We start from the raw sequence: 22,108 nt of genomic DNA, 5'->3' as shown, positions 1-22,108 counted from the left end.
AACAATTACTTAAGATAGGATTACTGATAAAATGAAGCTAATGGATTATAATTTGTAATTTTCCATTATATAAGAAATACTTAATGTCCAAGAAAAAGAAGAAAGCTAGAAATCATAGAAAGAACGAGATTACCAAAGGTATCTTTACAATTTTAGAGAAGAGCCCTAATAAAACGTATAATTACAAGCAGATTGCTTCTCAACTTGGTTTAGATAATACCCAAGATCGCAATCAGTTGATCAAGCGATTGGGTGAACTCAAACAGTCTAACCGTATTGTAGAAGAAGAAAGGGGAAAATATAGAGCTGTTGAGAGTACTAAAAAGTACCATACAGGTACTGTAGATTTAACAGGGCGCGGTAATGCCTATATTATAGTGGAAGGGTTTGAGGATGATGTCTTTGTGCCATTCAATAAAATTAAAAAAGCGTTTCACGGTGATACCGTTGAAATTTATGTCTACCCCAGAAGGAAAGGAAAAAAATTGGAAGGGGAGATTACCAAAGTGCTCGAGCGAAAAAAAACGGAGTTCGTGGGTATTTTGGAAGAGCAAAAAGCCTTTTCGTTTGTGCGACCTACAGACTTTAGAATGTACACGGATTTCTTTATTCCCAAAGGAAAAAGCGGAGATGCTAAAGATGGGGACAAAGTAGTGGTCCAGTTTGATAATTGGCCAGATGATGTTGATTCTCCCTATGCGAAAGTGATTGAAGTACTAGGTAAACCAGGTGAACACAATACTGAAATTCACGCCATTTTGGCCGAATATGGGTTACCTTATGAATTTCCAACGGAAGTTCAACGTTTTGCAGATACGTTGGATACTTCCATTAAGGAAGATGAAATAGCCAAAAGAAGGGATATGCGTGAGGTACTTACTTTTACAATAGATCCCAAGGATGCAAAGGATTTTGATGATGCATTGTCCTTTCAGGTTTTAGAAAACGGAAATTATGAAGTAGGAATTCATATAGCTGATGTTTCCCACTATTTACAACCGGATACTATTTTAGAAGATGAAGCTTATGAACGTGCCACTTCGGTTTATTTAGTGGATAGAGTAGTTCCTATGCTTCCAGAAGTACTTTCCAATAACGCATGCTCCTTAAGACCTCACGAGGAGAAATATACTTTTTCTGCCATATTTGAATTGGATAAAAATGCGGGTATTAAGAACCAATGGTTTGGTAGAACAGTAATCAATTCCAATGAACGATTTGCGTATGAGGAAGCGCAGCATATCATAGAAACTAAAAATGGAGATATTCCAGAAGAGGTTTCCATACGTGACAAACCTTATTCTGTATTGGAGGAAGTTGTAGAGGCAACTCTGGAAATGGACAGACTGGCAAAAATCATGCGTAATCAACGCATGCAAAAAGGGGCCATTTCCTTTGATAAGGTGGAGGTTCGTTTTAACCTAAATGAAGAAAGTGAACCTATTGGGGTCTATTTTAAGGAATCCAAGGATGCCAATAAACTTATTGAAGAGTTTATGTTATTGGCCAATAGAAAAGTTGCAGAGTTTATTGGAAAGCAAAAACCGGAGAAAACATTTGTGTACAGGGTGCATGATGATCCGGATGAAGACAAATTAATGGCCTTAAACGGTATAATTTCTAGGTTTGGTCATAAGCTTAACTTTAAGGATAAAAAGTCCATTAGCAACTCCTTAAATCAGCTTCTGGAAGATGTGAAGGGTAAAAAAGAACAAAATTTAGTAGATACCTTGGCCATTCGCAGTATGAGCAAGGCCATTTATACTACGGACAATATTGGTCACTATGGTTTGGCCTTTGACTATTATACCCATTTTACTTCTCCCATTAGAAGATATCCTGATGTTATGGTTCATAGGTTACTGCAGCATTACTTGGATGGCGGGGATACTGCCAAAGCTGAAGTGTACGAACAAAAATGTAAACATTCTTCGGATATGGAGTATTTAGCGGCCAGTGCGGAAAGGGACTCCATTAAATATATGCAGATCAAATTTATGGAAGACCATAAAGACCAAGAGTTTGTTGGGGTTATTAGTGGTGTAACGGAATGGGGAATTTATGTAGAAATTATTGAGAATAAATGCGAAGGAATGGTTCGCATCAGTGATATAAAAGGGGATTATTATATCTTTGATGAACGAGAATACGCAATTGTTGGTGAACGCACCAAGAAAACCTATCAGCTGGGAGATGAAGTTGTGGTCATGGTAAAAGATACCGATCTCATCAAAAGGCATTTGGATTTTTCCCTATTGGGAAAGCACGGGCAATAGGACTTTTTTTGGAATAGATTTTGTTTTAACAGTAACAAATCAACCTAAAAACCTCATGAAGCAGTTCTTTTTATGTACGCTTGTTTTTTTTGGCGGTCTTTGGCTACAGGCTCAAGATTCTAAATTAACACAGGAACTTACCCGGTTCACGGAGGTAAAAGCTTTTGACGGAATTTCCGTAAAGTTGATTAAATCCGATACGAACAAAGCTGTAATTACCGGTGAGAATATTCAGAAAGTATCCATTGTTAATAATGATGGGATTTTAAAAATCCGCATGCAATTGGATAAGATTTTTAGTGGGTATAAAACCTTTGTCGACCTTTATTATACAGACAAATTAGTCATTATAGATGTTAATGAAGATGCTAGAATAACAAGTGAACAAACACTTCAACAGGATATACTTGAGTTAAAGGCGCAGGAAGGTGGGGAACTGGAAATTGATGCTCAGGTAGAACAACTTTTAATTAAAACAGTTACCGGTGGAGTCATAGCTACCAAAGGAACTTCAGACCTACAGGATGTTGCCATCAATACAGGCGGTATTTACGAGGGAAAGGAATTAAAGACCAAATTCTCTACCGTGAACGTAAATGCAGGTTCTAGGGCAGAAATATATGCTTCAGATTATGTAAAAGCTACCGTTAAGGCAGGAGGTGAGGTTTTAGTTTATGGTGATCCGGCTAAAATGGACGAGAAAACAGTTTTTGGTGGTACGGTAACTCGTATGTAATTTTATACCATCTTATCCTGCTATTGGATAAAATCAACCGATCTTAAGTATGATAAATCTTCGGTAGTTGTCCATTACCGTAAGGTCTATTTATTATTTTAATTTTTTTTGAGAATGATAGAAGACGTACAGGCAGCAATTCCATTAGGCTTATTATTAAGCTTTATGATTGGTCCTGTCTTCTTTGTGCTGTTGGAGACCAGTGCCATTAGAGGCTTCCGTGCGGCTTTGGTATTTGACCTAGGGGTGATTATAGCGGATATCCTTTTTCTGGCCATCGCCTATTTTAGTAGTTTTCAATTATTGGAAAATTTAAGTAACCAACCAGGGTTATACGTTTTTGGAGGCGTCATTCTTTTGGTATATGGAATAATTACTTTTTTTAAAAAGCCTAAAAAAGAAATCAAGGATAAAATCAAGGCCAGCAAACGTAGTTATTTGGGACTTTTGGTAAAAGGGTTTTTGTTGAATTTTATCAATATTGGTGTTCTTATTTTTTGGTTGGGTCTATTGATAGTTGTTGGCCCCAGTTTAGATAACCAACCCAAAAGGCTGTTCGTTTTTTTTGGTAGCATGTTAGGTGCCTATTTTGCCATGGATATTGTAAAGATATTGCTAGCCAAACAATTGAAAAAGAAACTTACTTTTGAACGTATCTCTTGGGTAAAAAGAGGTCTTGGAGTCATTTTAATTATTTGTGGAATAGTACTTATCATAAAAGGCTTTTTACCTAAAGATCAATTCAATATTGAAGATGGTATAGAAAGAATTGAACTTGGCCATTTTGATTAATTCCTAAAAAATAAAGGTATTTGTAAAAAAGAAAACCCTGATATCTACTAGAAATCAGGGTTTTTTGGAGGCATCGAGCGGATTCGAACCGCTGTACAAGCTTTTGCAGAGCTGTGCCTAGCCACTCGGCCACGATGCCATTTGCAAGCGCAAAGGTAAGTTGTTTCTTGGATAATGTAAAACCTAAGCGATTCTTTTTTTTTCTAGAACTACGGTAACTTTTTCTACATCCCCACCAATAGGCGGATTAATTTTTGATACCCAGACCTGTGCGGCGTCTACAACGGGTATTTCATTAAAAATTCGGGTGATGATCCTATGCCCCACATGTTCCAATAGTTTGGATGGTATTTTCATTTCCTCTTTAACAATGTGATTGATATGCACATAATCTACAGTATCAGATAAGCGGTCTGAAACCGATGCCGTGGCAAGATCGGCATCAACGGAAATGTCTACCCTGTATTCACTACCAATGGCTGTTTCTTCCTTTAAACATCCGTGATGGGCATATACCCGAATGTTCTCTACTTTAACTTTTCCCAAGATGGATAATTTTTTGCAAAATTACATTAAACTCCTAAAAGGTTGGGTATAAAATAGCCTGTAAGAAAGTTGCTTAGTATGTACAACGACAGTTACTCAAACCTTGGAAAAGATCTACTCCTATAGTAACAACATGGGTACCTGTACTATACGTAATAATTTCATTAAGTATTATTTGATAAGAATAACCAAAGTAGAAGTTGTTCTTCTTTAAACCCGCAAAGGGTGCAATGTATAATGGACTACCTATTTGGTCATTTAAGAAACGATAGTTAACACCTGCATAATAGTAATCTTCAAAATCATACCATCTAAATTTTAGGTTCAAATCGGTTTCTGAACGACCATCACTTTCAAAAACCTTGAAAAGTAAAGAGGGTTCGATTTCTAAATCCGAATTTTTATTCTTTCTATACCTGTAACCTGTGTACACATAGTAATTTCTTAGTTCGTTGGGTTCATCCGCATTAAATGTAAAATTACTTGGATCTTTGCCCAATAGGTTGGAGGCATTGGCACTTAGGTAAAATTTACCATAGCGGTACATGGCACCCACATCAAAATTATGGTTGCTGGTCTGCCTATTGTTAATGACCCCTGGATCTAAATTTGCATCGATAAATTCATCGATATCAATCCTAAATTGGTTAAAATTATATGAAATACCGAAGGATAAGAATTCATCGTCATAACGATCCAAGGTTAAGTGGTGGGCAAAAGAAACACGTGCACCTTGTTGTTTGGTATATCCATTTTTATCGTTGTACAAAAATACACCAATACCTGATTTTTCTCCCAAACGCATATCCGCTGCCAATGACTGTGTCTGCGGAGCATCTTTAATACCCACCCACTGCGTAAGTCCGTTAAGTCTAATTTTAACGTGATCTCCAATACCTGCATATACGGGGGACAGAACAAAGGGGTTGTCCGCTAAATATTGGGAGAGCTGTGGTGAATTGAGCTCTTGGGCTTTTGTGGTTATGATGCCCATAAAGAGCAACAAGGGCCATAGTATTTTGCGCATGGTTTAGTTAGGTTAAGATTTTTATCGATATAGGGTAAAGTGTCCAACAAACTCTCGGTCATCATTTTCACCTCTAAGTTTTATTACGTACCAGTAATCTCCGGTTGGTAATTCCTTCTGCTGATACGTTCCGTCCCAGCCACGATCTCCGGCACCTAATCGGTACACCTCTCTACCATAACGATCAAAAATTATGGTTAGTATCTGGGGGAAGCCTTCATCATTTTTAGGCTTCCAGAATTGATTTTCCGAATCTCCATTTGGGGTAAAGAAATTAGGAATATCAATGTCTATGAACTCCATTTCAATACTGGCAGATACCTCACAACCATTGGCATCAACCACGGTTACTACATAAGTATCGGTTCTGTTGATATAATACGTATTATCAGAACCATTGTCAGTATCTCCAAAGTAAATCGTATACTCTTCTCTTCCACCAGTAACAGTTGCCACAATCTCATTTATATTACCTTGTGAAAGGGTCAGTGCCAAGGGTTCAAAATGCTCTATTTCGAACTCGTGGGTAACTATACATCCGTTTTCGTGTGAAATAGCAATGTAATGTGTGCCAGAGCTTAGATCCCTAAAGAAAGGATTCAATTGCATTTCAGCCGGGTCAGTGGTATCAAGACCGTACAATACCTCATCTGAAATACTTTCGTCTTCCAATAGTATGTTCACATAATTGTTTGCCGTATCTCCATTGCATCCATATACTGGCTCAATGATAGCGTTAAGATTTACACCCGGTTCAACTGTTACAAATAAATTCTCCTCACAACCATTGGCATCTTGGATAAAGATTATATAATCGCCTGCGGCTAAGCCTGAAATTTGCGTTCGATCCTGAACAAAAGTAGATTCATTTGCTAAACGCGTACTGTAAGGAGCGGTCCCGCCAGTAATAGTTAATTCTATAGAACCGTTTTCTTCTCCCACACAAACTTCGGGCAATACTGTTGCCTCAATTTCGATAATGCTAGGTTCTGCAATGGTATATTGTAATTCTATAAAACAACCGTTACCATCTTGGGCAATTACTGTATAGTCACCAGGAGCTAAATCTTCAAAGACGTTTTCATCATCAAATCTATCAAGGTTTGGTGAAATGGAGTATTGATAATTTCCTGCACCACCCGATAGGGTAACAGTTATTTGACCGTCTTCCTCTCCATTACAAGTTACGTTGATTATGTCATCTGTATATTCCAATGGAGTAGGTTCTGTAATATCCACTCTTTGAGCAGGAGTAGTACAATCTTCGCTGTATACATTTACATAATAAGTACCAGCAAAAAGATTTCTGAACTCACCCAGAGGTTGTGGACCTGCAATTCTTGACGCGGGATTTAAGGTAGCATCCGTATACAATTCGTATTGATAGTTACCTAATCCGCCTTCGGCATCTGCATAAATAGTGGCAGTATTGTCGCCGTTACAGTTAATCACTGCCGCCGAAGTGTCTACCGTTAATGTTAACGGATCAATCATATCTTCCTCAATGGAATTCGATAGTACGGCGGTACACATATTTACCGCATCTCTTACGTAATATCTATAAGTACCTGCAGATAACATACCTGAAAGCGGGAGGTTTACACTATTACCGGTCATAGGCGACCACGTAGTATCGTCGTCGCTATATTCGTAAGTACCGCTTCCACCAGAAGCACTCAATTCAAATTCTACTCCCGTAGTACAGGTCAACGGACTTGTTCTGATCAGTTGAGCCATTACTTCCGAAGGATTTACAATTTCTACAATGAAAGTCTCATCGGAACAACTTACGTCGTCAGTCACGGTGATGCTATAGAATCCTGCTGCCAATCCGTTAAAGGTAGCGTTAGATTGAGGTGCCGAAGTTCTTAATAGATTTGAACCAACAGCATCATCATATACATTCAATTGATACTGATAAACAGGAGTAATATTTCTAGGATCAACCATAGCTGTGACACTTGCTGTATTGTCATTAAAACAACTTAAGGTAGTTGCAGAAATACTGGCAATAATATCATCTGGCCTTATTAGCGTGATGTTATCAGAAAGAACACAACTGTAAGCATCTGTTATTGTCACATGGAAATCACCTGCTGAAAGACCTGTAAAAATAAAGGCTTCCACATTAGTTTCTGTATAAACCTGTGAGGTGGTGTTATTTTCAAGACGGATGGTATATGGTCCTACTCCACCTGTTGGATCAACGAAAATACTTCCTTCATCATTGGAACAAGTTACATTGGCTTCCTCTCTAATAGTGGCGGTAATAGGTGCACTAGGTGAAAGAATGGTAATGGTGTTGGAATCATCTTCACATCGTGGAGCATCCGTAGCTGTTACCCTTACATAGTAGATACCACCTGGTAAATTGGTGAATGGAGCCAAGGCTGTGGAGGTATTTCCTGTTCCTGCATAGCCGGCTACAGGATTATCATTAACATCATAAACTTGGTAGATATATGCCCCAGTATAGTTGTTGATAGCAATACTGAAACTTCCATCATCTACTCCATCATTTAAACATTCTTCATCGGTAAGTTTGGTAGCGACTACTTCTATCACGTCTGGATCTTCAACAGAATGCACTGTTTCCAATACACAACCTGTATCCAAATTGGTAATAGTGACTCTATAGTTTCCAAATTCTAAACCAGTAAAAGTTTCGGTATCATTACTAGAATTAATGGTCTGTAAATAGACTACATTAATTCCTTCGACTACGTACTCCAAATTTGGTGTAGCCGTCGCCGGATTTATGGTAATACCAACTTCAATTTCTGCGTTGTTCAAAGGATTACAAGCGGCATCTTGGGTGGTAGTTACCACGGGATCGGTTATTTCTACAAAAGGAATTACCACATCGGAAGCAGAAATTGCTGAACATCCTGCATCATCATAAACCCTTAGTTCATAGCTGCCACCTAGACCATCGGTTTCGTTATAAATAGTATTGGCACCATCTTGTACAACAATTCCATCTCTAATGAATACATACCGAACATAAGTGCCTGTTCCACCTGTTACTCCTGTAAAGGAAACTGTGGCGTTGTTCGTATTGTTGCCAGCGGTACAACCGTATTGTACTATAGAAATAGCATTTACTGTAATAGGGTCTTCTTCCGTAATGGAAACATCGGTTGTAATAGCGCAATTATTGGCACCTCTTACTTCCACGGTATAAGTAATTCCTGCCGTGCTTCCTGTTAAACCGGTGAATGTCGCCGCGGTATTACTTGAAGTTGTTGGAAGGATAGGTGAACCTGGTGTACTACCGTTACCGGCAATTATCCTGAAGGTATAAGGTCCTACCCCACTATCCGTAGTACTTACGGTAATAGTACCATCATTGGCACCGTTACAAGTAACGTTGGTAAAATTATCTACATTAATAACCGGTATTACCTCAGGAGCAAGGCTTTGTCTAATAGTCGTACTACAAGCGTGGTTAACCTCTTGATCGGTAATGGTGAAAATGTATTCTCCAATCGTGTCATCTTGGGTCAAACCAGTAAATATGCCTGTTGTATTGGTGTCGGTAGTTACGCCATCAGGATATAGAACCACATAATCGAAGCTACCCGAACCACCAGTTTGAGTGATAGTTATTTGACCTCCTGGATCTGTGGTAGAACAGTCAATCGTTTTTACCACCGTGGCCAAAGGAACAATTGGCTCATAAAGTTCGATACTTGCCGATGTTGTGGCAGAACAATTCCATTGGTCGCTTACGATTACTTGATATTGACCGGCACCCAAACCACTAAAAATAGGATTGGTCTGTACAGAACGTAGGTTATCATAGGTAGATGTTCCTGAATTAAAAATCTGTAGTTGATAGCTGTAATTGCTTCCTTGACCACCCAAAACGTTGATTACCTCAATTTCACCTTCTAAACTGGTACAGTTAGGTTGATTGATTCTTAGATCAGCTGTAATCGGAGCGGGGTCGACCAGATTTACATCCGGTAAACGGAATTCACATCCGTTTTGATCGGCAACCCAAACTTGATAATCAATTCCAGCACCCGGCGCACCGGCTAGACCTGTAAATCCGGGGTTAGCCAAATAACTACCTGGATAGGTAGGAGCTGGATCAGTCGTTGGAGCGACAAAATAGGTGTAGCCTCCCCATCCGCCTTGAGCGTCTATAATTTCAATAACTCCGTCATTACTCAGACAAGTAACTTCTGTTACATCTGTGTTAGCCGAAATTGGGTCTGTTGGACCCGCAATATTGAAAAGTTCTGAAGACACACAGAACGGATTGGAATCTTGGGTGATTTCAACGCGGTACTCCCCTGCCCCAATAGCAAATAGTGTTGTGGGACCTACCCCTGCAGAAACACCATTAGCAGCCGCAATAAGGGTATCGTCGGCCGTAGTGGCTGTTCCTTGTGAATTATAAATTTGCCATGTAAATCCGCCTGCATATGGATTTATGGCATCAGAAATAGTAAAGCTTACGGTACCATCCGTTCCATGACATACCACATCTGTAGTAGTCACCGAAATCTCAAAATTATTAGGTTCTCCAACTGTATGGGAAACGGAAATGATACAATTGGTATTTACATTTCTAACTTCAAATGTATGGCTTCCCGTAGGTAAATTGCTGAAGACATTGGATGCCTGGAAAGTTCCACTCGGCAATTGTCTAAATTCGTAATTGGCAAGACCCGCAGGAGTACTTGAATCCGTTATGGAACCAAAGGCATTGATGGTAATTTCCTCTCCCGTTAAACAGGTAATGGCTTGATTTATGGTAACCGTAGCCGATTGTAATTCATCAAAAGGTGCGATACTTGCCGTAGTAGTTCCTACACACCCATTATCGTCATAAACGTTGATGGTGTAGTTCCCACCTGCAAAATTCGTTTCTACGTAAGTAGCATCCGGACCATCTTGAACTGGTGTTCCCGGAGCAAGGTCATTAATGAATTCATACCTCACAAAATTATTGGAACCTCCAGTTGTATTTTGAACCGTAATGCTGGCATTGTTTTCATTGTTACCTACCACACAGGCAAACTCCACCGTTGGTGCCATGGTTACCGCAATAGGTGCTGGTTCTGCAATGGTAATAGAGCTACTATCAACCGTACAGTTATTGGAAGCAGCGGCCGTAATAGTAATAATATAACCGGCGGGTGTTGTTGTTGGGGCAAGACCGGTAAAGGTCGCCGTATTTGCTGTGGTACTGCTTGGCAAAATACTTGTAGCCGCCCCGTCAAATGAGGTTATTTCAAAGGTAAATGGGCCTATTGGGGTATTAGTGACACTAATGGTAATGGTACCATCGGAATCGCCATTACAGGTGACATCAGTCGTGGTAATCGTATCTACAATAGGTTCTATTCTAGCTGGTACCGAAATGGTAAATTCTCTATTACAAGTGGCGCTATTAGGGGTATTGGTATCGTAAATGGTAACGGTATAATCACCTGCCAAGGGAGCATTGTAATCAAAAGGATTACTTGGGAAGGCGGTCTGTGCAACTGCCGGTGCCCCTGCTGTATTGGTGATTGAATATTCATAGCTGCCAGAACCTGCCAAAGCTTCAATGCTGATAACAGCATCTGGGGAAGCGGTACAATCCAATAATTTCGTTAGCTGTACATCGGCTGAAAGTACAGGGTGAACGGTATAAGAAGGTTGTGTAGCTATACATCCGTTACCATCCATAACATACACATCGTAATCACCTGGGGTTACATTATTGAAAACACCTCCATTGTCGATATACGTACTAGGTGCTGGGTTTCCGGCAGCGACAATGGCATACCGAAGGTTTCCGGCTGCGGAATTACCTACAGCGGTTAGACTTATAGGAGTAGCACAATTATCTTGGGTAACTGAATCAATGGTCGGATTTGGTGATAGATCAAGATTGATAGGAGCCATCGTAACCGAACAATTGTATTGATCGTACATGGTAACCGTATAATTACCTGCTGGTGAATTCACTGGAATTTCAATAGGATTGGTGGTTACTCCGGTCATAGCGGAAAAACCTGCTGGACCTGTTACATCAAAGGTATAAGGAGCACCGCCACCTCCGGTAATGTTATCTATGGTAATTAATCCAGGGAGGTTACAGGAAATATCCCTAGTAGCGTTTGGCGTTCCGTTTAAAGCGTTTAATTCGTTTAAGTAACTGTTTTCACTACCGCCGGTACAAGAATCTGTGGTACCATCGGATTGTACGATTTCTATGTAGTACTCCCCTTCCGTCAATCCTGTTATGTTAATGGTATTGTTATATAAAATATTACCACCACTAGTCTGTAAGGCAATTGGATTGCCAACTTCAAAGAACTCCCATCTCATATGGCTACTTGGCGTTCCTGGGTTGAGGGTATATTCGATTTCACCCGTAGAACCTCCAAAACAGGTTGGGGTTACTACTTCAGTAATTTCAATGGGTCTGGTGATAAGATCGTTAACGTTGATAAGGCTTTGACGCACACAACCTGTAGCATCCCTTACATAGAATACATAGGTTCTACCAGGCGTTAGGCCCATCCAAGTATAAGCACCATGACCTGCCGGTACTGCATTTCCACTAGAATCAGTAGCACTTCCCGGTTGCCATGTTGTTGTTAAAGGATCAAAATTTGCTGGATCTTCAGAATAGGCATATTCGTATGGTGCAACACCAGCAGTACCTTGTACACGAACTTGAAGGTCGTTACAATTTACTACGATGGCACTTATACTGATATCTAGGTTATCCAATGGATATGGAATAATATACCTGTCAAAATCTCGCTGACAAACAGTGCCGCTAGGAAGAGTAACTCTAATAGAAGGGAATACCTCTGTACCTGAAACGTGCCCTCTTAATTCATTGGACAATTGCCATGTTGTACCGCCATCATGACTGTATTCAACGGTTCCACCGGTAGGTGTTACTACGTTATCAAATTCAAACCCATATTCGTTTGGGTCCGGATCGTTACACGCAGCCGGTAAAATAGGGTTGATATCCGCCGTAATTTCTACGGCATTATTAATGGTAATGGTAGATGAGGTTACAGTACAGCTATCTTCATCAGTAATGGTAATTTCATAATCCCCTACCCCAATACCATTAAAGGTCAGGGTGCTGGTGAATACATTGGTATTGGTGTTTCCGTAGTCGATACCGTCTGCCGGACTTAGATCCACCAGTTGATAGGTAAATGGTCCATTTCCACCACCTACGGTCACATCAATAGAACCTAAGCCATCATAACATTCTGGATCCGTTGGGGTACCAGATACGGTCAAAGGTGTCGATGGGGTAAAAATGATATCTTCCTGCAAGAAAGAACAAACAGGAGCTGTTCCACCATTATCTTGTACATACACATCAAACCCTGCCGGATTTGCTGTTGTCATCGCATTAGTGACCGTAAAGGTGTTGGATGCACCGTAAAGCCCCGACGGACTGGTGTTGGCGGGTACAAAGGCGTATACGTAGCTTCCATCGCCACCGGTAGCATTAACCGTAATGGTTCCATCATTACAAGAACTAATTTCGTCAATATCTATTGATACTACTAACTGAGGTTCAATGGTCACCGTTTGTTGTACGGCCATACAACCATAACCATCCCTTACATCAATAGTATAAGTGCCGTTCGATAAATTTTCAAAGGTGTAAGTTACTGCTGTACTTGGATTAGGTGTAATGAACGGACCACCATCCAAACTAAAAGTATAATTACCGTTTCCTGCCGTTACATCTACTTGTATGGTGGCATCGTTGGCGCCTGCATAACATGCGGTTTCGGTTGTTGTAAAAGTGGGAACTGCAGGGGCCGTTACCGAAATAGGGCCATCAATAGGATCACTACAACCATTGGTATCCCTCGCTCTTACAATGTAATCTCCTGCTGCTAATCCTGTAAATACAGCATTATTTCCGTTGGTGGCAAAATCATAACTTGCTATGGGATTTCCTAAAGTATCCTCTAGTTGGTATTCATAAGCAGGTGTTCCTCCTGAAGCTGAAGCAGTTATAGTAGCTCCCGTATTGTCACATGTAAATTGTTCCGTAATGGATGCGGTAGTAACTACGGGAGTTGGCTCGGTTAAAGTTTGATTCAATGTAGCGCTACAACCGGCTATTGGATTATCAACATCACGCACTACAATAGTATAAGCTTGAGCTGCTAAACCTGTGATTTGCTCGGCGGCACTAAATGGACCTACGAAGGGGTTGCCATCAACGCTATATTCAAAACCACCTACACCATAATTATCCGCATCAATGGTAATCGTCCCTGAACCATCTGCGTTACAATCCAAATTTTCAAACGAAACAATGTTCGCTTCAAAAGCATGCCCGTTTTCTATGTTGGCATTGGTGTCAACTGTACAGTTGCTTCCGTAATTTACAGTGATAGTATGAAGACCTACGGCCACATTGGCAAAAATATTGGATGGCTGCGCCGTGCCCCCATTCAAACTATAGGTATAAGATGGGTCGTTAGGTAAAACCGTAATTGTGCCAGTACCATTACAACTATAGACCACAGAGGTTGAAAGCGTAGGTTCTACAGGTAGCGGCGCAATAATAATATCTGCCAAAGTAATTCCACACGTGGTAGCATTGGTATCCCTAACGCGTATGCTATAAGTACCATCGGTTAGAGAGGTAAATGTATGACCGCCAGTGGTAGAGGCCGTCCAAGCACCTCCGTTGATGCTGTATTGATAATCTCCAGAACCACCAGAAGTTGGAGTTATACTACCAACAGTAATCTCTCCATCCGTGGTACAGGTATAATTTTGTGTAAGTGTAGCTTCCGCAACTATCTGTGCGGGTTCATTTATGGTAACATTTTGTACAACGGATTCGCAATTGTTGGAATCCCTGACCCGTACTGGGTAAGTTCCAGCGGATAAGTTAGGGAAGGAATCTCCGGTAACATAGGTTGCTCCATTATCAATGCTGTACATAAAAGGAGCATTACCACCCGAATCCACCACAATAGCTATAGAACCATCAGTACCACCAAAACAGCTAACGTCGGTGGGTGTTGGAGTAAATACAATAGGCGTATCCTGAACTACTGTAAGGGTGTGAACCGCAGTACAATAACCAGCATTGCCACCGTTGTCCCTTACATGAATATCATAATCCCCAGCTGTAGAAACGCTTACCGGATTGGTATTGTTAAAATCACCATCAACAACAGGAGTTCCGTTTAGCACAACGGCATATACGTAATTGTTGTCCCCGCCTGTTGCGTTAATACTAATATCGGTTGAGGTGGCGCAGGCTGTAATGTTAGGTGCGGAAGCGCTTACCGTCAATTGTGGATCAATGGTAATCGTTTCTAAAGTTCCGGTGCAGCCAAGACCATCTTGAACATTAATGGTGTAGGTGCCGTTGTACAGTCCGGTAAAAGTATAGGTGGTAGCAGTACTTGGTGAAGGTGCTACCCAAGGATTTCCGTTCAGGCTGAAGGTATAATCTCCGTTACCGCTGGTCACATCAACTTGAATAATGGCTGTATTTCCACCAGGATAGCAGGCCGTTGGAGTTACGGTATAGGCAATAGGGTCAATAGGGCTAATCGTTAGGGAGGCATCAATAGCATCCTCACATAAATTGACATCCCTTACACGAACTATATAATCTCCTGCCGCTAATCCTGTAAAAACGGTATTATTGCCGTTGGAGACAAAGTCAAAACCGGCTATGGTGCCTCCCAAGTTATCTTCTAATTGATATTCGTAACCTGGTGTACCACCTGTAACACTGGCAGTAATGGTTGCACCACCGTTGGTACAAGTAAGTTCGGTGGTAACGGAAGCACTGGCCACTACCGCTGTCGGCTCCGAAATGGTATGTGTAAGTGTTCTTGAACACGTAATTTCATCCGATTTTCTCACCACAATGGTATGGTTGCCGGCACCTAATGGTGTCGAAGTGGTAACCGGTGAAGTGGTAGCATTAATAAATGCACTTCCGTTGATTGAATATTCAAATCCGGCAACGGCATCAAAATTTTCTGCTTCTATAGTAAGAGTGGCATCTGTATCGCCGTTACAAGTGGCATTGGTAGCACTAGTAATAGAGGCTGTAAATACATTACCTGCAACTACGGTAACCGGGGTTTCAACAAATTGCTCACAAACTTCTGGCACCTGGTGTACCGTAATATCATCAAGAACGAAATCATTACCGTTATTACCAGTAATTTCCGATCTAATAACAAAATCTAGCGTGGTATTCGCACCTGGATTCAGGGTCGCGGTAAATTCTACCCAGTCACTAGGTCCTGTATTTTTTGGTATGATACCTGTTCTGATGGATTGGATAACGTTGGTTGTTCCGGCCTCCCTAATTTCTATGGTTAAGTCGGGATCAAGGCCACTTCTACCCTGACGCATTAAATTTAGAATGTAAAGCGAAACGCTTAAATCTTGATTAGGGATTACGTCGTTGATTTGTTTAGAATATATGATTTGCGAAGGAGTAGGTGTTCCAACATTCATCACCAAATACCTACCTTGACTTGCACGCGTACCGGTGGTATGATCAATCGGACTTAACCAAGAACCAAAGGGAGCAACGATGTCACTGGTTACTGAATACTCAAAATCATTAATATTGCTGTTTGCATCCCCAGGAGGATCGGAAGTTTGATCTTCATAAGTATAGCCACTTGTATTTGGACTAGGGATGGTTTCTCCGCTACCAAAATCTTCGCTTAATAGAATACTCGGAGTTGGAGGTGTTTGCGAAGTATAGAATGTGGTTACGGTATAGGTGCCTGGTGTAACATTATTAAAAACATTGCTAGTTGGGTCAGGTGAATTGAGAACACCGTCAAGCGCATAGGTATAGTTGTAAGTAGCAATATTTGGTGTGGCCGTTATAGTGCCTGTTCCATCACAATTATAACTCACTTCAGGAGTCAATGTTACTTCAGGTTCATCAGGTACATCTTCTACGGTAACGGTCATTGGAAATTCACATGACCCATCATCAACAATCACAGTATAATCTCCTGGAGGTAAAACTGCAACACTTGATGCACCATAGGTGACACCACCATCAAAGCTATATTGATAAGTTCCTGAACCGCCGGTAACATTGGTTACCCTTACCTCTGCCCCATTGGGGTCACAAGTAGCATCTCTTGAAACACCTGTTGAAGCACTTAATGGAAATGGTTCGCTCAAAACATGGGTCTGAGATTGATCACATCCAGAGCTATCCAATACTCTAATGGCGTAACTTCCTGCGGAAAGATTTACAAAGGTGGGCGTAGATTGGTAGGTGGTACCACCATCAATACTATATTGATACGGGGCTGTTCCACCTGTTATGTTCACTACAATTTCCCCATCGGCATCACCACTACAGGAAGGTTGGGTTTCACTAACGGAATCGATACTCATGGTACCATTATCATTTATGGTCACCTCGTTGGAGAAAGCAAAACAGTTGTTGCCATCAACGACTACGAAGGAGTAGGTACCAGCTTCTCCAGCAAAATATTCATCAATACCATCTGCATCGGTATCTCTCCAACCAAATATGAAATTAGGATCGGTATCGTATGCATCACCTGGAATTGAAGCTACATCAGGGTAAAGGTTCACTCCATTTCTACTCCAAATAGCATAGTTATAATCTGGATTTGGATATCCATTGTTGGCTGTAAGTTGAATAACCCCTGCCGTACATCCAATATCACTAATGGTCAAGGCTGAAATTGTTGGATCAGGAGTTCTATCTACTCGTACGTTTTCAGTATAAGTACAACCATCTTCAGTTGACGCTTCAATGATATAATCACCTTCATTTACCTGAAAAGTATGAGTATTATTTGTACTCGCCGTTTCATCGTCGATCAAGGTACCGTCATCTCTTCTAAGTACGTAGGTATAGTTGGGCTCAACATTTAAAATGTCAATTTTAATAGTGCCTTGATCATTACAATTGGCGGGAGTAGTTTCTACATCTACTTGAAAATCCCTATCAAGAATTCCAATATCGGGAGTGCTGAATATACAGGCATTCGGTATGGGATTACCAGAGCTATCCAACTGAGTAATGTCAACTCGGTAAGCACCGTTGGTTGCAATATCAAAACTTGGTCCGTTATTAGCGCTAAAAGGGACTACAATGGTTCCATTCGCTACATCAACGAGTTGAAAACCGTAATTACTTCCTAGATTGGTAACGGTAATATTTCCATCGGTATTACAAATGATATCTCTGGAAGTGTGATTTATGTCAAGCTCGTTTTGATAAACATCAAAATAGAATCTACTGAAACATCCATTTTGATAGCTAACTACCAATCTGTATTTTCCTGCCGTAGTAGCGGTAAAATTATTTCCTGATGCTTCAAAGTTCCATTGGCAGGTAAGATTTTTATTGGCACAATCATCTGGAGCCGGTAGACAACTTGATTCATCTAAGCGCTCCCAGGTTAGATTGGCGTCAGTAATATTAATTTGAAATAATTGAGAATCGTTTGAACCACAAAGGAATATATTAGGAAGTAAATCCCCATCTACGCTACATTGTACAATTTCCCCTTGAATGTCGTTCGTAGGGTCGGCATCGGAGTTCAAGCCATTAAAATAATCGACGATAGGGTTGGTTTGAACGGTTCCAAACCTTTCAACAATAATTATTTCTTTAAAGCCTTTACAAGGGTCTGCAACTATTTTGTCAACAATATAAGTTCCTATGTCATTGACAACTAGCGTGCTTAGGTCTCCGTCTGGGTTTCCATCGTTCAGAACCGGATCAGATGAGTCTATTTGACCATTGTTGTTGTCATCCCTAACCCAAATATAATCGTCAAAATTGTCGCCAGCATCAAGTGTAACATCTAGCCCACAAAGTTGTACGGTACGCGTAAAGTTACAGTCAGAAAGGTCGTCCAAAAGAAAGTTGGTGGCACCAGGAGTAACAAAACCACAGGTATCAAAGTCTGACACACTAGGGTCATCGGTGATTTGGTTATCGTTTATAACACCTTCGTAAGTGGAAAAAGCAAGATTTTCAATGAGGTCAGTACAAGCATCTATAAAATCAAAGCAATTTTCTGCTACCTGTACCCTCATCCGAATGCTTGAGGCCGGTTGACCTACCCTAACAAGATTTGATGGAATACTAAAGACGACTTCCCTTGTTGCCGGATTGAAAGTGTAGGAGGTACCCGTGGGCATCTGCAAATTACTTTCATCCAAGGTTACATTTATGGGAAGTATATCCCTAATGGTATAATTGGCAGCATCATCGTTTCCAAGGTTTTCGAAGGTGAGAACATAGTCTAAAATCTGACCAAGATTTACTCCTTGTCCTGTAATATCATTACCACTAATGTCCTCTACACGTTTCTCAAGTACAATATCCGGTTCTATAATCTCAACATTAAAGGAATTAAAGAATGGATAATATTGATCTCCGTTGGTCTGAAACCTAAAAGTAGCAGCGGTTTCATTGTTTGGAATGACTGAATTGGAGGGGTTATTTACCAAAAAAATATCTGTGTCATACCCTAGGGTATTTATACTTGCAGGGTTTCTGTTAGTTGTGACGGTGCCATTAAGAGTAATGTTACTATTAAAAAAGTTGGTGGAAGGGTTGGCGCCGTTGCTTAGAGTTGTAAAACCACCATTGCTGGCAGCTCTAATTCTCAACCGATCTCCTGTAATCCTGAAATCACCTTCTAAGGTGGCCGCCCCTACGTTAGCCCTAACCGGACCAGCTGGAATGGTATTAAACCCTGAGTAATTAACATCTACTTGGTCAGTATCTCTAACTCGTGCAAAACCATCAAAAGTGGTGATTAGTTTACCTGTTAGGTTTGGATTTTCATATACGATAACCAATGTCCAACCGCCTGTTGAACCTCCTCCAGGAGTGAGTCCTCCGGTAGTGGCCCTTATGTTTGCTACAGTATAGTCCCCTGCGGGGTTTGCCAAAGGGGTAATTAAATTGGTAACATCTGCATAACAAGCATAGGGGCTATTTTCTCGTACGGAAGAATCCGCGCTGGTAAAACCATCATAAAGAATCTCGTCGGCCGTAATATTTATGTAGGCTCCTCCTGGAACCCTAAATCTTACTTGGTTGAAATCATTTTGTCTTCCTTGTCCTACGGGAATGTTATTTTCTGTATAATTGCCGGGAGCGGTATAGGAACCATTAGCTGTAGCACTTGGGTAAGTTGCGGCCCAATACAAAGCGGCATATCTAATGCGATTACAATCAGGGTTTGGAAAATTAAATGTTGCTGTACTGGAACTAAAGGTAGATGGGTCGGTGTCTACATCTATATACTGCATATTTTTATAGTCATTGTAGTTCAGCCTACCTCCTGTTTCCGTGTTCCAATCATTATTGTCCGTATTTAGATTGTTGTATGGGTCATTTGGTTCCGTGGTAGGTGTACCACCTTCCCTATTTAAGATACTATTGGAAATAAATGTAAGATCCCCCTTAATATTTGTTTGATACCTATAATTATCACCAGAAGGGTATGTTCTTGTAAAAGAAGTATACTCTTGGGAAAAAACGGTGCAGGTGACCATAAAAAGGACTCCTGCAAGGATATTTTTAATAAGTTTTGGTATCATTTATGCCAGTAGGTTTGGTTTGACTCGCATAATCCACATCTTGTCGTTGTACGAATCGTTTAGGTTGGTGTAGTAGGATATTAGGGCATTGTTCCAAGATTCATGTCTTTTTAAATAGACATATCTCCAGTTATTTTCCGGGTTGATGAAATAGCTTGCGCTTAACCCATAGGAGTTTAAAAGTTTTACAAACCGATTGGCATTTTTTGGACTGGCAAATACATTCGCTATGATATAATAACCGCTTCCAATACCATCAATTTTATAAGTTTTACTAGTTAATTCCTTAGAGGCAACTTGATCTTTGACAATGACATTTTGCTGAAGCACATCATTTTCATATTTGGCAGATTTCTCTTTGAGTTTATCAACATTGCTGGCGTAGGCCTCATTGCTGTATCTATTGTCAACATTCATAATCCAGAGGTCCCCATTGTAGTTACCGTCCATTTGACTATTGTGGGCATTGGCAGCTTCTTCCCACGTATCAAATCTTTTTAAATACACATATTTAAGTCCGTTGGATGGGTTGTCTATATAATTGGTTTGGTCAAAACCTTCATCGGTCATTTTGTTCAGGAAATTGTCCATGTATTTGCCGCCTTTATAAACGTTGGCAACTACATAGTAACCATCTTGAACCCCATCTAAATTCTTGAATTTTCTACTTTTAATAGGTTTTGACGAACTGTTTGTAGCTAACTTTTGAATGGCCACAGGTTCATTTTTCTTGGCATCGTTGCTGGCCAGTTCTTGGGTTTTGGTTATCCTGATGACCGCATCTTTTTCAGCCTTTGTTAGTTCTGTACTATTTGGTATTTTATGGTCTTTTGTAGTGTTCTCAGCATCAACAACGGGTCTTGTTTTGTTTCCTAGGAACATGGCCTCGGCACGGTCTTCAAGGTCTGGTCTACTTCCATTGGTTTCATTCCTAACCATACTCATGACCATGTTAAAGCGTCTTTCCAAATCCCTTTGTCTACTAGCTTCCATGGAATCTTGACGGAACATCAACTCTTCAATTATGGCATCATTTTCAGCGAGTTTTCTCCTCAATTCGGCAATTTCTTCGTTGGATGCAAGATCATTTTTATCTATATCTTCGCTATCTGCCAATTCATCTTCGTAGTCTTCCTCTAGCATTACTCTATCCTCGGTAAGGTTAGGAGTAAAGGAATAGGCAAAAGAGATTTCGTGGGTTATCCCCAAGTTGTCAAAGTCTGTAGTAAATCCTTTTTCCATGGTATATCCCAAGGAAAGTCTTTTATTGATATTAAAACCTGCACCGGCAGAAGCTCCATAAAAACTGTCATATCCGCCTTGTAACCATCCAATTTTGGGTAAATCTAAGATGAGACCTCCACCAAAGGATATGTCCTGTGTTTCTTCTGTGTCATCTGAAGCAAATCTGTTTTGACCGTTCATTCTTACTCTGGCCAATGGCATTAATCTGCTACCTTCCATTATTCCTGAGTCATTGGTAAAAGGATGGGTATATTGCAGATGTGCAGAATAGGTCTTGTCCGCAAAATCTGTCAAGGATTCACTTGTTTTCAAATTATAATCAAATAGGTTTTCGGCAAATACACCAAAATCAAATTGACCATAGGATATATTGAACCCCGGTTGAAATGAAAGAACATTGCTATCTTCTGTACCGTTCAGTCTAAAATCTTCTGAGTCAATAACATCAACATTGTTCCTGTCCAATCCTGTACTGTAATAGGCCAAGTTTCCTCCAAATGTAAAATTGCTTTTTTCGCTTAACTTAATGCCATAGGCGTAGTTTGCCAAAACACCTATATTGGATACCGGACCAATTGATTGGGTATAAAGACTAAGTCCCAAACCACTTCTATCCCCTATTCTACCGCTATAACTCAGGAAATAGGTTTGGTCATTATCCTTAAATTGTACCGATTGGTTTCGATGTAATAGATTGATGTACGATTTATCTTCCTGTACAGTGGAAAAGGTAGGATTGATCAAAAACCTATTGAATTTCAATAGGTTTTGTGATGCTGGACTGTAAAGGAGAATAGGATCGTCTTCTTGTGCCTGAAGATTAGTGAGACCTAGGGCAGCAAAAAGTATGAGTGCTATTTTTTTGGCAAGTTTCATGATTTG

General features: G+C 40.4%; 7 protein-coding genes and 1 tRNA gene. 3 read left to right on the top strand and 5 right to left on the bottom strand.

Annotated elements, in window-relative coordinates; translation table 11 throughout:
* Nucleotides 1–83 precede the first annotated feature (83 nt).
* The 3 genes from rnr to BIZ36_RS03730 all read left to right on the top strand — a co-directional run bounded on the left by rnr (nucleotide 84) and on the right by BIZ36_RS03730 (nucleotide 3,804).
* On the top strand, nucleotides 84–2,276 hold the full coding sequence (rnr, locus tag BIZ36_RS03740; RefSeq protein ID WP_187456522.1) for a ribonuclease R: 2,193 nt from the start codon (nucleotides 84–86) through the stop codon (nucleotides 2,274–2,276).
* 55 nt (nucleotides 2,277–2,331) lie between these two features.
* The gene (locus tag BIZ36_RS03735) at nucleotides 2,332–3,012 is read left to right on the top strand and encodes a head GIN domain-containing protein (protein WP_187456521.1); all 681 of its coding nucleotides are present in this window, start codon (nucleotides 2,332–2,334) and stop codon (nucleotides 3,010–3,012) included.
* Nucleotides 3,013–3,126: 114 nt separating this feature from the next.
* Nucleotides 3,127–3,804 carry a LysE family translocator gene (locus tag BIZ36_RS03730; protein WP_187456520.1) on the top strand — a complete coding sequence of 226 codons (678 nt, stop codon included), beginning with the start codon at nucleotides 3,127–3,129 and terminating at the stop codon, nucleotides 3,802–3,804.
* Nucleotides 3,805–3,869: 65 nt separating this feature from the next.
* On the opposite strand, the gene BIZ36_RS03725 is transcribed toward BIZ36_RS03730, so the two are convergent.
* The 5 genes from BIZ36_RS03725 to BIZ36_RS03705 all read right to left on the bottom strand — a co-directional run bounded on the left by BIZ36_RS03725 (nucleotide 3,870) and on the right by BIZ36_RS03705 (nucleotide 22,102).
* Nucleotides 3,870–3,943 (bottom strand) — tRNA-Cys (locus tag BIZ36_RS03725).
* Nucleotides 3,944–3,987: 44 nt separating this feature from the next.
* Nucleotides 3,988–4,350, bottom strand: coding sequence for a dihydroneopterin aldolase (gene folB, locus BIZ36_RS03720; protein WP_187456519.1), 363 nt, complete (start codon nucleotides 4,348–4,350; stop codon nucleotides 3,988–3,990).
* A gap of 73 nt (nucleotides 4,351–4,423) precedes the next feature.
* Nucleotides 4,424–5,377 (bottom strand): PorP/SprF family type IX secretion system membrane protein, encoded by a 954-nt coding sequence (locus BIZ36_RS03715; RefSeq protein WP_187456518.1) that lies wholly within the window; start codon nucleotides 5,375–5,377, stop codon nucleotides 4,424–4,426.
* Nucleotides 5,378–5,398: 21 nt separating this feature from the next.
* Entirely contained in the window at nucleotides 5,399–19,981 is a 14,583-nt protein-coding gene (locus BIZ36_RS03710; protein WP_187456517.1) for a T9SS type B sorting domain-containing protein, read from the bottom strand.
* The gene (locus BIZ36_RS03705; protein WP_187456516.1) at nucleotides 19,982–22,102 is read right to left on the bottom strand and encodes a PorP/SprF family type IX secretion system membrane protein; all 2,121 of its coding nucleotides are present in this window, start codon (nucleotides 22,100–22,102) and stop codon (nucleotides 19,982–19,984) included. It abuts the gene before it with no gap.
* Between the last annotated feature and the right edge of the window lie 6 nt (nucleotides 22,103–22,108).

Source organism: Cytophaga sp. FL35, assembly GCF_014349235.1.
GTDB lineage: Bacteria > Bacteroidota > Bacteroidia > Flavobacteriales > Flavobacteriaceae > Euzebyella.
Note: the sequence above shows the minus strand (reverse complement) of the source record. Positions and strands in the feature narration are given on the sequence as shown.